Consider the following 14,725-nt stretch of genomic DNA (forward strand, 5'->3'; position numbering starts at 1 on the left):
CCCTTTTATTCCGTTCTTTACCCCGTTTTCAAGGAAGTACAGCGATGAGCATTCAAACCGTAGGCATCATTGGCGCAGGCACCATGGGCAATGGCATTGCACAGGCGTGTGCGGTGTCGGGCATTCAGGTGGTGATGGTGGATATTTCAGATGCGGCCGTGGCCAAAGGCTTGGCCACCGTGGCCAGCAGCTTGGACCGTCTGGTCAAGAAAGAAAAGATCAGCGAAGCCGACAAAGACGCTGCGCTGGCACGCATCAAGGGCAGCTCCAGTTATGACGACCTGAAGGGCGCCCAGCTGGTGATCGAAGCCGCCACGGAAAACCACGAACTCAAGGTCAAGATCTTGAAGCAGCTCGACGGCATGCTGGCCCCGAACGTAATCATCGCGTCCAACACCTCGTCGATTTCGATCACGCAACTGGCCGCGGCCACGCAACGTGCGGACCGTTTCATCGGCATGCACTTCTTCAACCCCGTGCCGATGATGGCGCTGGTCGAGATCATTCGTGGCCTGCAAACCAGCGACGCCACCCACGACGCCGTGCACGACATGGCGCTGGCGTTGGGCAAGACCCCCATCACCGTCAAGAACGCACCGGGCTTTGTGGTCAACCGCATTCTGGTGCCCATGATCAACGAGGCTTTCTTTGTGTTGGGCGAGGGCCTGGCCGAGGCCGAAGCGATTGACGCGGGCATGAAGCTCGGCTGCAACCAGCCCATTGGCCCGCTGGCACTGGCCGACATGATTGGCCTCGATGTGTGTTTGGCCGTGATGGAGGTTTACCTCAAGGAATTTGGCGACAGCAAATACCGCCCCAGCCCCTTGCTCAAGGAAATGGTCGCTGCAGGCCGCTTGGGTCGCAAGACGGGGCAGGGTGTTTACAAGTACTGAACGTAGCCTTGCAGACCCCATCCGAGGTCCCTGCCCTCTCCGTCATCCCGGACTTGCTCCGGGATCCATGTGGGTCGCTGCCGTTTGCAACCGCCATGAAGATGGACCCCGGGTCAAGCCCGGGGTGACAGATGCAGGTGCCCGGAGTGACAAATGCAGGTGCCCGGAGTGACAAATGCAGGTGCCCGGGGTGACGTCACATTGGCTTGTCGCGTGGGTGAAACTTGGGAGGGTGAGGTTGGGCCTACCATGGCCCCATGAACACCCCACACCACCTCGAAGGCCAGATCGACTGCACCGTGCACGGTGCGGTCCTTCAGATTTGCATCAACCGCCCTGCTAAGCGCAACGGTTTCACACCCAAGATGTACCGTGAGCTGGGCGAGGCGTACACCCGGCTCGACGACGACCCCGCACTGCGCGTGGGGGTGCTGTGCGCGGCGGGCGACCACTTCACAGCGGGACTCGATTTGCCCACCATTGCGCCGCTGATGCAGCGTGGCGAAAAGGCCGTGCCGCTGGGTCTGGTGGACCCGCTCAACTTGGGCATGGAAGGCTACCGCCGACGCACCAAACCCATGGTGGTGGCGGTGCAGGGCATCACTTACACGCTGGGCATTGAGCTCATGCTGGCCGCCGACATCGTGGTCGCGGCCGACGACTGCCGGTTTTCTCAGCTGGAGGTGCAGCGCGGCATCATGGCCACGGGCGGGGCCACCTTGCGCATGGCTGAGCGCGCTGGCATGGGCAACGCACTCTTGCATTTGCTCACGGCCGATGTGTTTGACAGCGCCGAAGCCCTGCGCCTGAACTTTGTGCAAAAGGTGGTGCCTGCGGCAAGTTTGCTGGCCGAGGCCATGCGCATCGCCGACCTGATTGCCGCGCAAGCGCCGCTGGCGGTGGTGGCCACACGGCAAAACGTGCTCAAGGGTGTGGAGCAAGGCCCGCTGGTGGCCATGCACGACTTCATTTCAGTGCAAAAAGCGCTGTCCAACAGCGATGACGCGGCCGAGGGCGTGCGTTCGTTTGTGGAAAAGCGCACAGCCCGGTTCACCGGACGCTGAGCCGGGTCAAGCGCTCGGTCACAATCGACGCATGACCGAACCGAACGCTTTGCACCCTTATGCCGAACTCACCCCGGACCGGGTGATGGACGCTTTGACCGACCTGGGCTTGTGGCCCGATGGCCGTTTGCTGGCGCTCAGCTCTTACGAAAATCGCGTTTACCGTGCCCATCTGGACGAACCCGTGCAGGGCGCGTCGGCGGTGGTGCTCAAGTTTTACCGGCCTGGGCGCTGGAGTCGTGCGCAGATTCAGGAGGAACACGACTTCGCCGCCGAACTGCTGGCGGCCGAAGTGCCTGTGGTGCCACCCATGATGCTGAACGGCCAGACCCTGCACCAAAGTGCGGGCTTTGATTTTTCGGTCAGCCCTTTACGCGGCGGTCGCACGCCCGAGCTGGACGATTTTGAAGTGCTCGAATGGATTGGCCGTTTCTTGGCCCGAATTCATACAGTGGGCGCGGCCCAACCTTTTGCGCACAGACCCACGCTCGATATGCAGACCTTTGCGCTGGAGCCTGCCGAGTGGCTTCAAAAAAACCAGATGATTCCGCTGGAGGTGGAACGCGAATGGCGCGAGGCTTTGGCGCCTGCGCTGGCTTTGATTCAAGAAGCTTTTGCCCAAGGCGCAGCAGATCGCCGCTTGATTCGCCTGCATGGCGACTGCCACCCGGGCAACATTTTGTGGACGCCCTCTGAGCTGCCCGGTGGCGGCCCGCACTTTGTGGACTTGGACGACGCCCGCATGGGGCCTGCCGTTCAAGATCTGTGGATGCTGTTGTCGGGCGACCGGGGGCAGCGCACGCAGCAGCTGTCGGCCTTGCTGGACGGGTATGAACAGGTGCGCGACTTTGACCGCGCAGAGCTGCGCCTGATCGAGCCGCTGCGCACTTTGCGTTTGATCCACTACAGCGCTTGGCTGGCGCGGCGTTGGGAAGACCCGATTTTCCCGATCAACTTTCCGTGGTTTGGCACGCCCGACTATTGGCGCGGTCAGGTGCTCATGCTGCAAGAGCAGGTCGAGCAAATGCAGGAAACGCCGCTCAGCGTGTGAGCTCAGCGCCGCGCAGGCTGCACGCCCAGCGCCATGGCGCAGCCAATCAAGGCCGGTTGTTCGGCGCGGATGACGTAGGTCGGGATGCGCTTCATGTAGTTCTCGAAGCGGCCTTTGGCTTCAAACGCGGCCCTGAAACCCGACTGCGCAAAGTAGTCGCCTAAGCGCCCGATCACGCCGCCGCCAATGTAGATGCCGCCGCGTGCGCCCAGTGTCACGGCCAAGTTGGCGGCTGCGTTGCCCAGCAGGCGGCACATGCGGTCCAGTGCTTCTTCGCAAGCCACATCTTGGGTGGCCAGCGCTCGTGTGGTCACTTGCGCAGCCACCAGGTTTTCGGCCTCGGTGCCATTGAGTTCACAAATGGCGCGGTACAAGTTTTCGAGGCCCATGCCCGAGACCACGCGCTCGACAGACACATGGGGGTGGGTGCGCCACAAAATGCGCAGGATGTCGGCCTCTCGTTCGCAGGTGGGGGACATGCTGACATGCCCGCCTTCGCCTGCAATGGGCACCCAGTCGCCCTGACGCGAACGCACCAGCGAGGACACACCCAGCCCGGTGCCCGGACCGATCAGGCCTTTGGGCGCATTGGGCACAGGTTCGCCCGAGCCGATCTGTTCCAGATCGCTGCCCAGCAGGGCCGGTGCCGCCATGGCCATGGCTTCCCAGTCGTTGAGCATCAAGAGGCTGTCCAGCCCCAGCTTTTGGCGCGTGGCCTCGATGGAGAACTGCCAGTGGTTGTTGGTCATCTTCAGCGCATCGCCATCGATGGGGTTGGCAATCGCGATGCAGGCTTGGCGCACCCCGCGCTGGCCGACTTGCTGCAGATAGCTGCTTGCCGCCGCCGCCAGATCTGGGAACTGCCCGGTGGGCAAGGTGACTTCTTGCGTGATGGGTGAGCCGTCGCCATTGACCAAGGCAAAGCGGGCATTGGTGCCGCCGATGTCGCCCAAGAGGCGAGGGGTTTGAGCGTGGAGTGCGTTCATATGAGAAGGGTTCATGCAGCAGGGGTTGGCGACAGGGGCAATCGGATCGACACGCACAGGCCGTGGGGCAGCACTTCATCCAGCTGGACCTCGCCATGGTGGCGTTCCACGATTTCCTTGACGATGGCCAGGCCCAGGCCGCAGCCTTGGCCGATATCGCTGGCCCGCACAAAACGCTCAAACACCCGTTCGCGCTCGGCAGGTGTCAGGCCAGGCCCGGTGTCCGAGACTTGCAACAAAGCCTGAGGCGTGGTGCTGGTGTTGTCGGCCATCACCCGCACGGTGACCTGGCTGCCTGCGCCCGCATAGTGCAGCGCGTTGTCGATCAGGTTGGTCAGTGACTCGCGCACCAGCAGCTCGTTGGCTTCGACCCAAACCGGCACGGTGGCGCTGTCGTCCAGGCCCAAATCAATCTGGGCACGCAGCGCACGCGGCACCCATTCGGCCGTCAGGGTTTGGGCCAGTCGCTGCAGGTCAAAGCGTTTGCGGTCTTGCGCCATGACCGATTCGGGCTCGGCCCGGGCCAATGTCAGCAGCTGGTTGACCAAGTGGGCGCTGCGGGTGGCGCTGTCGTGCACGCGTTGCAGGCGAGCCCGCAGCTCGGGGTCGGTGGTTGATTGCAGGGCGATTTCGGTCTGGCTTTTGAGGCCCGCCAGTGGCGTGCGCAACTGGTGCGCCGCGTCGCCAATGAAGCGCTTTTGCGTGGCCACGGTGTTTTGTACGGCCGACAGCAAGGTGTTGATGGCGGTGGCCAGCGACCACAGTTCACGCGGGGCCGAGGCCAGTTGCAGCGGGGCCAGGTCGGTGGGGTTGCGGCCTTCCACTTGTTGGCGCAGGCGTGCCAATGGTGACAACCCGGCACGAATGCCCAGCCACACGATCAGCGTCATCAGCAGCACCAGGCTCGACATGGGCAGCAGCATGTCCACCAGAATGCGGCGCGCCAATTCTTCGCGGTTGGCGCTGCTTCGGGCCACTTGCACCAACATGGTTTGCGGCGCGTTGGCTTCGTCGCCAAAGCGCAGGTACAGCGCCACCAAGCGCAGAGGCTGACCCGTGGGTGCGTGCAGCGCGGCGCGGCCATTCACGGGCATGGTGCCGTCGTAAAAATAAGGGGTGTCCAGTGCGGGCTCGTCGGGCGCTGCATCTTGTATGGGCAATACCGGGGCGGGCAAAGACTGGTTGCCCAGAATGAACTGCCCGGGTGGTGAGCTGACCATGTAGAGCAGTTTGTCGGCCGGGTCGGCTTCGAGCACGTCTTGCGCGGCACGCGGAAAGTCGATCAGCAAACCGTTGCCAATGGGCTTGAGCTGCCGTGCCAGTGAGCGACTGGCTTGCAGCAAGCTGGCGTCGATCGCCTGGTTGGCGTAACCCGCTGCAAATCGGTAGGTGGCCACACCGCCCGCCATCCACAACACCAGTTGTGGCAGCAACAGCCACAGCAGCAACTGACGTGCCAGCGAGACGCCCGCTTGCCCTGCGTGGCTGGTCGGTACGTGGGCCTTTGCCGTCATGCGCGATGGCTCAGCATGTGGGGTGGTCCGTCACGTTTGGGCTTCCAGCAGGTAGCCCAGGCCGCGCACCGTGCGAATGACCAAGCCCGCATCTTCGAGTTTGCGGCGCAGACGGTGGATGTAGACCTCGATCGAGTTGCCGCCACCGGTCTCACCGCCCTCGTCGCTCCAGGCCTGGTTGATCTGTTCTTTGGTGACCACTTTGTCGCGCTGGTTGACCAGCAGCTCCAGCAGCGTCCATTCGCGGCCACTCAGTTCCAACGGTTCGCCGCCCACCACGGCGCGGCGTGATGTGGCATCCAGTGACAGGCGACCAAAGGGGGCTGAGGCGCTGGCCGGTTGTGTGCGCCGCAGCAGGGCTTGCAGACGGGCCAGCAGCTCAGGAAAGTCAAACGGTTTGGTCACGTAGTCGTCTGCGCCAGCCTGCAGCCCGGCCACCCGGTCGTCCAGGGCATCGCGGGCCGTCAGCAGCAGCACGGGCAAGGTGGGGTGGGTTTGGCGGACATGCTGCAACACCGCCAAGCCGTCCATCATGGGCAAACCGATGTCCAGCACGGCCATGTCGAAATGCTGCTTTTGGAGCAAATAGTCGGCCACCGCCCCGTTGGGGGCGTGTTCCACTTCAAAACCAGCCCCGCCCAATTGGGTGGTCAGGGCGTCGGCGAGCATGGCATCGTCTTCAGCAAGCAGCAATTTCATGCCCGAAGCTTAATGGATTGTTCAGCCTTTGACCTTCAAACCGGCAATTTCGGGCCTAGGGTTTAACCTAGTGTTAATTTATTAATAGAATATTAACATTCGGTCCGTCGAGGTTGATGTGGGCCCACCTGCATGCAGTTCTGCCGCCTCGCACACCCACTCAGGCCCTCAGTGGCCCTTACAAGGAGACTCTCTTGAAATCTGCTCAATTGTTCCAACGTTCGATCCTGGCCACAGCCGCCGTGCTGGCCTTTGCGGCCCATGCCGGCGAAGTCGAAGTGCTGCACTACTGGACCAGTGGCGGCGAAGCCAAATCGGCCGCAGCCCTGAAAGCCACGTTGCAAGCAAAAGGGCATGCATGGAAAGACTTTGCCGTGGCCGGTGGCGGTGGTGACAACGCCATGACCGTGCTCAAGTCGCGTGTGGTGTCGGGCAATGCCCCAGCAGCTGCCCAGATCAAGGGCCCTGCTTTGCAAGAGTGGGCTGCTGAAGGCGTGTTGGCCAACATCGACGACGTGGCCAAGGCCGAAAAGTGGGACAGCTTGCTGCCCCCCGTGGTCGCCAACGTCATGAAGTACAAGGGCAACTACATTGCCGCCCCCGTGAACGTGCACCGCGTGAACTGGCTGTGGGCCAGCAACGCCGCGTTCAAAAAAGCCGGTGCCAAAGTGCCGACCAACTGGGACGAATTCTTTGTGGCTGCTGAAGCCCTGAAAAAGGCCGGCATCATCCCCGTGGCGCACGGCGGCCAAAACTGGCAAGACTTCACCACCTTCGAGAGCGTGGCCCTGGGCGTCGGCGGTGCCGACTTCTACAAAAAAGCACTGGTGCAATTGGACCAAGCCACTTTGACCAGTGCCACCATGACCAAGGTGCTCGACACCTTCAAGAAGGTTAAAACCTACACCGACAAAAACGCACCTGGCCGTGACTGGAACCTGGCCACGGCCATGGTCATCAAGGGCGAAGCCGGTATGCAGTTGATGGGTGACTGGGCCAAAGGCGAGTTTGTGGCGGCTGGCAAAAAGCCCGGCGCTGACTTCACTTGCGCAGCCGCTCCTGGCACCGCCAAGTCGTTCACTTTCAACGTGGACTCTTTTGCCATGTTCAAGCTGAAAAACGAAGCCAACGGCCAGGCCCAAAAAGACTTGGCTGCTGCCATCATGTCGACCGATTTCCAAGAAGTGTTCAACCTGAACAAGGGCTCCATCCCCGTTCGCCTGAACATGAACCTGGTCAAGTTTGACGACTGCGCCAAGCTCAGCGCCAACGACTTCGTGGCCACGGCCAAAAACGGCGGTCTGGTGCCATCGGTCGCCCACGGCATGGCCATCGGCTCAGCCACATCCGGCGCGATTCAAGACGCCGTCAGCCAGTTCTGGAACGACGACAAGATGAGCAGCAAAGACGCTCAAGCCAAGATCGCTTCGGCAGCCAAGGTCAAGTAAGTCTTTGAACGGGTCAGTCGCGTATCGCGGCGGCCTGTTGTCTTTTTAGCCGCCGGGCTGCAGGTCACGAGCTTGCAGCCCGCGCTGGCCCTCGATTGGATCACCCATGTCTTCATCTTCCCCACAGCAAGCCGCTTGGTTGCCCAAACTGGTCATTGCGCCCAGCTTTGTGCTGTCGCTGCTGTTCATCTATGGCCTGATGGCCTGGAACGGTTACCTGTCCGTGTCCGCTTCACGCCTGTTGCCCAACTATGAGTTTGTAGGCTTGCAGCACTACAGTGCTTTGTTGGACAGCGACCGCTTTCGTGTCGCCATGACGAACATGGCGGTTTTTGGTTTTTGCTTTATCGGTGGTGCGATGGCTTTGGGTGTTTTGCTCGCCATCTTGCTCGACCAAAAGGTGCGTGGCGAAGGCGTCTTGCGCACCATTTATTTGTACCCGATGGCGATCTCTTTCATCGTCACCGGTACCGCCTGGAAGTGGATTTTGAACCCCGGCCTCGGGCTGGAGCACCTGATGCGCAGCTGGGGTTTCACCAGTTTCAGTTTTGACTGGCTCGTGCAGCAAGACATGGCCATTTACTGCGTGGTCATTGCCGGTGTGTGGCAAAGCGCGGGCTTTGTCATGGCGCTGTTTTTGGCCGCGCTGCGCGGCATCGACGACTCGATCATCAAAGCCGCCCAGGTGGATGGCGCGAGCTTGCCGACCATTTACTGGCGCATCATTTTGCCCAGCTTGGGGCCGGTGTTTTTCAGCACCTTGCTGGTGGTGTCGCACCTGGCCATCAAGAGCTTTGATTTGGTCATGGCTTTGACTGCGGGCGGCCCAGGTTACGCCACCGACTTGCCCGCCACCTTCATGTACGCCACCGCCTTCACACGCGGCCAGATTGGCGTGGGTGCGGCCAGCGCCACCGTGATGCTGGCCACCGTGGCCGCCATCGTGGTGCCTTACCTTTATTCTGAATTGCGAGGCAAACGATGAACCGCCTGAATTTTCATCGCCTGATCCTGTGGAGCATGCTGCTGTTGTTTGCTGCGTGGTTTCTGGTGCCCTTGTATGTGATGCTGACCACGTCGCTCAAAGACGCCGAGCAGCTGCGCACAGGCAACTTGCTGAGCCTGCCCACAGCCCCCACACTCGACGCCTGGTTCAAAGCCTGGGGCAGTGCCTGCACCGGGGTGCAGTGCGAGGGCTTGAAGCCCTTTTTCTGGAATTCGATGGTCATGGTCGTGCCTGCTGTGTTGCTGTCCACCCTGATCGGTTCGCTCAATGGCTATGTGCTCTCCAAGTGGAAATTTCGCGGCAGCGAGACCCTGTTTGCCTTCATGCTGTTTGGCGTGTTCATGCCCATGCAAGTGGTGCTGCTGCCCATGAGCCAGGTGCTGGGCTGGTTGGGCGTGGCCAGTTCAATCTGGGGCCTGATGCTGGTGCACGTCGTGGCGGGCATTCCGTCGACCACGCTGTTTTTCCGCAATTACTACATCGGCCTGCCGGATGAACTCATCAAAGCCGCGCAGCTGGATGGTGCGGGCTTCTGGATGATCTTCCGCCGCATCGTGCTGCCGCTGTCGCTGCCCATCTTGGTGGTCACGCTGATCTGGCAGTTCACCAACATCTGGAACGACTTTTTGTACGGTGTGGTGTTCTCGGGGGCCGACAGCAAACCGATCACCGTGGGCCTGAACAACCTGGCCAACACCTCGAGCGCCGTCAAAGAATACAACGTCGACATGGCCGCCGCCTTGATCGCGGCATTGCCCACCCTGTTTGTGTACGTGGTGGCGGGTAAATATTTTGTGCGCGGCCTGACGGCTGGCGCTGTCAAGGGTTAAAGGGAAAACATCATGGGCGCACTGGCCATTCGCAACATCCACAAGACCTATAACGAGACGGTCCACATTCTTAAAGGCATTGATCTGGAGATCGACGCCGGTGAATTTTTGATTTTGGTCGGCCCCTCGGGCTGCGGCAAATCCACGCTGTTATCGATGATCGCGGGCCTGGACCACCCCACCCGCGGCAGCATCCACATCGGTGAGCGCGAGGTGACCCATCTGCCCAGCAAGGACCGCGACATCGCCATGGTGTTCCAAAGCTACGCGCTCTACCCGAACATGACCGTGGCCCAAAACATTGCTTTTGGTCTGGAGATCCGCAAAGTGCCCAAGGATGAGCGCAAAGCGGCGGTGGACCGTGTGTCGGCCATGCTGCAAATCGGCCATCTGCTCGACCGCAAGCCCGGGCAACTGTCGGGCGGGCAGCGTCAACGTGTGGCCATGGGCCGCGCTTTGGCGCGAGACCCCAAGCTGTTTTTGTTTGACGAACCGCTGTCCAACTTGGATGCCAAGCTGCGTGTGGAAATGCGCGCCGAGATCAAGCTCTTGCACCAACGCACCCAAACCACCACGGTGTATGTGACGCACGACCAGGTCGAAGCCATGACGTTGGGTGACCGCATCGCCGTGATGAAAGACGGCCTGGTGCAACAGTTCGGCACGCCCAACGACATCTACAACCACCCGGCCAACCGCTTTGTGGCCGAGTTCATCGGCTCGCCCGCCATGAACATGGTGGACGCGCAGCGCGTCGGTCAAGCATTGACTGCCCACGGCGTGGAACTGGCCATCACCGACGCGCAACGCGCGGCGGTGCAAGCGCATGGCAGTGCCGAGCTGGTCTATGGCCTGCGCCCCGAGAGCATCGGCTTTGCCGCCACAGGCCTGCGCGGCAAGCTCAGCATGATCGAGCCCACCGGCCCCGAAACCTATGCCACGGTGGACACCGCCGCAGGCAAATTGACGGCCCGCGTGCCGGGCGTGTTGCAAGCGGCAGTGGGCGACGCAGTGCACTTGCAATGGGCTGCCGAGCAGTCGCATTTGTTTGACCGCGCCAGTGGCGTGCGGGTGGGGTGAAAAAAAGCCCCGTCAAACGCAAGTCTGACGGGGCTTTTTCTGGGGTCATGGATCCCGGATCAAGTCCGGGATGACCAAGTGGGAAGGTTCGGGATGACCAAGCGGGGAGGTTCGGGATGACGGGTTGTATCAGCTCAGCAAAGCATTCACCCGCTTCACATAAGCCGCAGGGTCCGCCGGCAAGCCGCCTTCGGCCAGCAGCGCTTGGTCAAACAGGATGTGGGCCAGGTCGTGGAAGTGGACCGAGCCGTCGAGCTTTTTGACCAAAGCGTGCTCGGGGTTCACTTCCAGCACAGGCTTGACTTCAGGAGCGCTTTGCCCTGCTTGCTTGAGCATGCGGGCCAGCTGCATGCTCATGCCGTCGTCGGTCACCACCAAGCAGGCGGGGCTGTCCACCAGGCGGCTGGTCACGCGCACGTCTTCGGCTTTGTCTTTCAAAGCTTCTTTGAGCTTGGCCAGCACGGGCTTGAAGGTTTCGGCCGCGTCTTCGGCGGCTTTCTTTTCTTCTTCGTCTTGCAGCTTGCCCAGGTCAAATGCGCCTTTGGCCACGCTTTGCAGCGGGGTGCCGTCAAACTCGTGCACAAAGTTCAGCGCCCACTCGTCCACGCGGTCGGTCATCAGCAAGACTTCGATGCCTTTTTTCTTGAAGACTTCGAGCTGCGGGCTGTTTTTGGCGGCGGCCAGGGTGTCGGCGGTGATGTAGTAAATCGCGTCCTGGCCTTCCTTCATGCGGGCTTTGTAGTCGGCCAAACTCGTCATGCCTTTCACGCTCACGGTGTCGCTCGATGAGGCAAAACGCAGCAGTTTGGACAAACGCGCCTGGTTGCCAAAGTCTTCGCCCAGGCCTTCTTTGAGCACCGCGCCGAACTCGGCGTAGAACTTGGAATACTGGCCGATCTTGGCTTTGTCTTCTTCGCTGAGAACGTCAGTGACCCCTTCAGTGGCTTCAGGGGCCTTGTCGTGTTTGGCCAAATCTTCCAGCATCGACAACACGCGCTTGGTGCAGCCTTCGCGGATGGCTTTGACGTCGCGGCTTTCTTGCAGTAGCTCGCGACTCACGTTCAGGGGCAGGTCGGCCGAGTCCACCACGCCTTTGACAAAGCGCAGGTAGCTGGGCATCAGCGCTTCGGCTTCGTCCATGATGAACACGCGCTTGACGTACAACTTGATGCCCGCCTTCTTGTCGCGGTTCCACAGGTCTTGCGGGGCTTTGCCGGGGATGTACAGCAGCTGGGTGTATTCGGTGCTGCCTTCCACGCGGTTGTGCGTCCAGGTCAGCGGCGCTTCAAAGTCGCGGCTGATCTGTTTGTAGAAGTCGGCGTATTGCTCCTCGGTGATGTCTTTCTTGGGGCGGGTCCACAAGGCGCTGGCTTTGTTGATGGTTTCCCACTCGCCGGTCTTGACCATGCCGCCGGGTTGACGGCCACCTTCTTCGTTGTTCGGCTCGATCAGCTCGCCGTCTTTCCACTCTTCCTTTTCCATCAAGATGGGCAGGCTGATGTGGTCGGAGTATTTGCCGACGATTTCCTTGAGCTTCCAGCTGTTGGCGTAATCCAGCGCTTCTTCGCGCAGGTGCAGGATGACGCTGGTGCCGCGCTCGGCGCGGGTGATGGTTTCGACCTCAAAGTCGCCCGTGCCGCCGCTGATCCAGCGCACGCCTTCTGCGGCTGCTGCGCCCGCACGGCGGGTCTCGACAGTGATCTTTTCGGCGACGATGAAGCCCGAATAAAAGCCCACACCAAACTGGCCGATCAGCTGCGCGTCTGATTTTTGGTCACCGCTCAACTTGCTCATGAAGTCTTTGGTGCCGCTCTTGGCGATCGTGCCCAGGTGGTCAATGGCTTCTTGCGCCGTCATGCCGATACCGTTGTCTGTGATGGTCAGCGTCTTGGCGGCTTTGTCGAAAGACAAGCGCACTTGCAGCTCGGGCGCGTCTTCGTACAAGGCGGTGTTGTTCAGCGCTTCAAAGCGCAGCTTGTCGCAGGCGTCCGAGGCGTTGGAGATCAGCTCGCGCAGAAAAATCTCTTGGTTGGAGTACAGCGAGTGGGTGACCAGGTGCAGCAGTTGTGCGACTTCGGCCTGAAAGGCATGGGTTTGTTTGCTCATATCGATTCAACAGGTAAAAAACAAAAGATCAAGAAACCAAAACGCCCCACAGTTTGGGGCGTCTGGCAGGGTTTCAAGAGGGGCTTATTTGGACAGGCTACCGACTTCCTTGTTCCAGCGCTCCAGCAGGCGGCGGCGCTCTGCGGATTTGCCGTACTTTTCAAAGTCGTATTTGATCAGACGGACGTTGTCCATGGACGGGATGCGTGGGTCGGGCTTGAAGGTTTTGTTGGCCGGGCTTTGCAGGCTGTCAGCTTTGGCGCCGATGCTTTGGCCGGACGGGCTCATCAGCCAGTCGTAATAGCGCTTGGCGTTGGCCGCGTTGCGTGCACCTTTGACCAGGGCGATGCCGCCGATTTCGTAGCTGGTGCCTTCGCAGGGGGCCACGGTGGCCACGGGGTATTTGTTGTGACGCCAGCCATCAAAGCCAAAGATGAAGCTGATGCCCACCGCCACTTCGCCTTTGGCCACATTGGGCGCTTGCGCGGTGCCGCTGCGGGTGTATTGCGTCACGTTTTTGTGCAGTGCTTTCATGTAGTCAAAAGCCGCGTCTTCGCCCATCATCTGCACCAGTCCGGCCAGTATCGTGTAGGCCGTGCCGCTGGACGCGGGGTGAGAAATTTCGACCTCGCCTTTGTAGATGGGCTTGATCACGTCAGACCAGCATTGGGGCGCAGGCAGCTTCTTTTTCTTGAGCAGCTCGGTGTTCCAGCCAAAACCAATGGCGCTGGTGTAGAAACCGCCCACCATGTTTTGTGTCATGGCGTACTGGCGCACGCTCCAGCCGTGCAGGTCGTTCAGGTAATCGGGCCGATACGGTGCCAGCAGGCCGATTTCGGCGGCTTGCAAAAACGGGTCACCCGTGCCGCCCCACCAGATGTCGGTCTTGGGGTTGGCGGCTTCGGCGCGCAATTGGGCCAGGGCTTCACCGGTGGCTTTGCGGGTTTGGTTGACGGTGATGCCCGTGGCCTTGGTGAATTCTTTGGCCGCCATTTCGCACCAGCTTTGGTCGGTGCTGCAGATGGCGTTGAGGCTGCCGGTTTGGGCCGACGCAGTACTGCCAGCCCAGCTGGCCGCGATGAAGCAAGCGGTGACAAATCTCAGTTTCATCGTGCGTCCTTTAAAACGATTCGTTTGGCCCCAAATACCGCCAAGTCCCCGCAGGCATTTGGCCCAGCTGCACGCCGCCCATGCGGATGCGTTTGAGGCCCACCACCTTCAGGCCGACTTGCTCGCACATGCGGCGGATCTGGCGCTTTTTGCCTTCGGTCAGCACAAAGCGCAGCTGCTCGGGGTTTTGCCAGTCCACCTTGGCGGGTTTGAGGGGTTTGCCGTCCAGACTCAGGCCGTGGCGCAGGCGCTCCAGTTGTGCTTTGGGGAAGACGGCTTGCACGTTGGCGCTGACCCGGTCGAAGTCGCCAATGGTGGTGAGTTGGTTGGCTTTGCCGCCATAGGTGGCTGAGGCGGCTGCGGCTGCGGCGGTGTTTTCGTGGCCGGTATAGGCCACGCGCACCAGGTACTCTTTTTCCATCTCGGAGTCTTCACCGATCAACTGACGCGCCACGCGGCCGTCTTGTGTCAGCACCAGCAGGCCGGTCGAATCAATGTCGAGCCGCCCAGCGGGGGCCAGGCCACGCAAGTGGGGCGGTGTGAAGCGCATCTTCGATGGATCACCCGCCCAGTGGCTGCGCGGGTTAATGAGCGTGATCGCGGGCTCGTGCCCGTCTTCGGCTTGGCCGCTCACATAGCCCATGGGCTTGTGCAGCAAGATGGTCACTTGCCGCTCTTGTTGTTGCTCTGCAGCTTTGTCTACCGTGATGCGGTCCGATAAGCTGACTTGCTGGCCCATGCTGGCGGGCTGTCCATTGACTTGGACCCAGCCTTGTTCGATCCATGCATCGGCCTCGCGGCGCGAGCACATGCGCAGCTCGGCCATGCGTTTGTTCAGGCGCGAGGTGCCGCTGGGCGCGGCCGTTTCGCCTTTGCCTTCGGGACGGGGAGCGCGTTTGAAAACCGGGGGCTGGGTCATGGGGTTTGTGCTGTCAAAA

13 protein-coding genes are annotated in these 14,725 nt (G+C 61.0%); 7 read left to right on the forward strand and 6 right to left on the reverse strand.

Annotation, left to right across the window (positions count from 1 at the left end):
* Positions 1–44 precede the first annotated feature (44 nt).
* The 3 genes from B9Z37_RS08230 to B9Z37_RS08240 all read left to right on the forward strand — a co-directional run bounded on the left by B9Z37_RS08230 (position 45) and on the right by B9Z37_RS08240 (position 3,008).
* A complete protein-coding gene (locus B9Z37_RS08230) occupies positions 45–893 on the forward strand; it encodes a 3-hydroxybutyryl-CoA dehydrogenase (protein ID WP_108312471.1) in 849 nt (282 codons plus the stop codon).
* Positions 894–1,150: 257 nt separating this feature from the next.
* Entirely contained in the window at positions 1,151–1,957 is an 807-nt protein-coding gene (locus B9Z37_RS08235; protein WP_108312472.1) for a crotonase/enoyl-CoA hydratase family protein, read from the forward strand.
* Between the two features lie 31 nt (positions 1,958–1,988).
* The gene (locus B9Z37_RS08240) at positions 1,989–3,008 is read left to right on the forward strand and encodes a serine/threonine protein kinase (RefSeq protein ID WP_108312473.1); all 1,020 of its coding nucleotides are present in this window, start codon (positions 1,989–1,991) and stop codon (positions 3,006–3,008) included.
* 2 nt (positions 3,009–3,010) lie between these two features.
* Here the strand turns inward: B9Z37_RS08240 and B9Z37_RS08245 are convergent, their stop codons facing one another.
* Genes B9Z37_RS08245 through B9Z37_RS08255 form a run of 3 tightly spaced genes read right to left on the reverse strand, consistent with a single transcriptional unit; the run spans position 3,011 to position 6,207 of the window.
* On the reverse strand, positions 3,011–3,994 hold the full coding sequence (locus B9Z37_RS08245; RefSeq protein WP_108312474.1) for a glucokinase: 984 nt from the start codon (positions 3,992–3,994) through the stop codon (positions 3,011–3,013).
* 11 nt (positions 3,995–4,005) lie between these two features.
* On the reverse strand, positions 4,006–5,508 hold the full coding sequence (locus B9Z37_RS08250; RefSeq protein ID WP_108312475.1) for a sensor histidine kinase: 1,503 nt from the start codon (positions 5,506–5,508) through the stop codon (positions 4,006–4,008).
* 30 nt (positions 5,509–5,538) lie between these two features.
* Positions 5,539–6,207 (reverse strand): response regulator transcription factor, encoded by a 669-nt coding sequence (locus B9Z37_RS08255; RefSeq protein WP_108312476.1) that lies wholly within the window; start codon positions 6,205–6,207, stop codon positions 5,539–5,541.
* A 209-nt stretch (positions 6,208–6,416) separates the two neighbouring features.
* Between B9Z37_RS08255 and B9Z37_RS08260 the strand changes: the two genes are divergently transcribed.
* From B9Z37_RS08260 to B9Z37_RS08275, 4 genes are all read left to right on the forward strand, one after another.
* The gene (locus B9Z37_RS08260; RefSeq protein ID WP_407067229.1) at positions 6,417–7,655 is read left to right on the forward strand and encodes an ABC transporter substrate-binding protein; all 1,239 of its coding nucleotides are present in this window, start codon (positions 6,417–6,419) and stop codon (positions 7,653–7,655) included.
* Between the two features lie 106 nt (positions 7,656–7,761).
* On the forward strand, positions 7,762–8,640 hold the full coding sequence (locus B9Z37_RS08265) for a carbohydrate ABC transporter permease (protein WP_108312477.1): 879 nt from the start codon (positions 7,762–7,764) through the stop codon (positions 8,638–8,640).
* Positions 8,637–9,491, forward strand: a complete 855-nt coding sequence (locus B9Z37_RS08270) for a carbohydrate ABC transporter permease (RefSeq protein WP_108312478.1) — start codon at positions 8,637–8,639, stop codon at positions 9,489–9,491. The genes B9Z37_RS08265 and B9Z37_RS08270 overlap by 4 nt, the downstream gene beginning before the upstream one ends.
* Before the next feature lie 12 nt (positions 9,492–9,503).
* A complete protein-coding gene (locus tag B9Z37_RS08275; RefSeq protein ID WP_108312479.1) occupies positions 9,504–10,571 on the forward strand; it encodes an ABC transporter ATP-binding protein in 1,068 nt (355 codons plus the stop codon).
* Between the two features lie 129 nt (positions 10,572–10,700).
* On the opposite strand, the gene htpG is transcribed toward B9Z37_RS08275, so the two are convergent.
* From htpG to B9Z37_RS08290, 3 genes are all read right to left on the reverse strand, one after another.
* Positions 10,701–12,677 (reverse strand): molecular chaperone HtpG, encoded by a 1,977-nt coding sequence (gene htpG / locus B9Z37_RS08280; protein WP_108312480.1) that lies wholly within the window; start codon positions 12,675–12,677, stop codon positions 10,701–10,703.
* Positions 12,678–12,761: 84 nt separating this feature from the next.
* Complete coding sequence (locus B9Z37_RS08285; protein ID WP_108312481.1) at positions 12,762–13,787, reverse strand: ABC transporter substrate-binding protein; 1,026 nt, start codon at positions 13,785–13,787, stop codon at positions 12,762–12,764.
* A gap of 10 nt (positions 13,788–13,797) precedes the next feature.
* Positions 13,798–14,706, reverse strand: a complete 909-nt coding sequence (locus tag B9Z37_RS08290; protein WP_108312482.1) for a pseudouridine synthase — start codon at positions 14,704–14,706, stop codon at positions 13,798–13,800.
* Between the last annotated feature and the right edge of the window lie 19 nt (positions 14,707–14,725).

This window comes from Limnohabitans parvus II-B4 (assembly GCF_003063455.1).
Classification (GTDB): domain Bacteria; phylum Pseudomonadota; class Gammaproteobacteria; order Burkholderiales; family Burkholderiaceae_C; genus Limnohabitans_A; species Limnohabitans_A parvus.

Excerpts from the sequence above, each read along its gene's own strand:
- htpG (WP_108312480.1), bottom strand. The coding sequence starts at position 12,677 with ATGAGCAAACAAACCCATGCCTTTCAGGCCGAAGTCGCACAACTGCTG.
- B9Z37_RS08235 (WP_108312472.1), top strand. The coding sequence starts at position 1,151 with ATGAACACCCCACACCACCTCGAAGGCCAGATCGACTGCACCGTGCAC.
- B9Z37_RS08250 (WP_108312475.1), bottom strand. The coding sequence starts at position 5,508 with ATGACGGCAAAGGCCCACGTACCGACCAGCCACGCAGGGCAAGCGGGC.
- B9Z37_RS08275 (WP_108312479.1), top strand. The coding sequence starts at position 9,504 with ATGGGCGCACTGGCCATTCGCAACATCCACAAGACCTATAACGAGACG.
- B9Z37_RS08230 (WP_108312471.1), top strand. The coding sequence starts at position 45 with ATGAGCATTCAAACCGTAGGCATCATTGGCGCAGGCACCATGGGCAAT.
- B9Z37_RS08240 (WP_108312473.1), top strand. The coding sequence starts at position 1,989 with ATGACCGAACCGAACGCTTTGCACCCTTATGCCGAACTCACCCCGGAC.
- B9Z37_RS08245 (WP_108312474.1), bottom strand. The coding sequence starts at position 3,994 with ATGAACGCACTCCACGCTCAAACCCCTCGCCTCTTGGGCGACATCGGC.
- B9Z37_RS08265 (WP_108312477.1), top strand. The coding sequence starts at position 7,762 with ATGTCTTCATCTTCCCCACAGCAAGCCGCTTGGTTGCCCAAACTGGTC.
- B9Z37_RS08290 (WP_108312482.1), bottom strand. The coding sequence starts at position 14,706 with ATGACCCAGCCCCCGGTTTTCAAACGCGCTCCCCGTCCCGAAGGCAAA.
- B9Z37_RS08255 (WP_108312476.1), bottom strand. The coding sequence starts at position 6,207 with ATGAAATTGCTGCTTGCTGAAGACGATGCCATGCTCGCCGACGCCCTG.
- B9Z37_RS08285 (WP_108312481.1), bottom strand. The coding sequence starts at position 13,787 with ATGAAACTGAGATTTGTCACCGCTTGCTTCATCGCGGCCAGCTGGGCT.
- B9Z37_RS08270 (WP_108312478.1), top strand. The coding sequence starts at position 8,637 with ATGAACCGCCTGAATTTTCATCGCCTGATCCTGTGGAGCATGCTGCTG.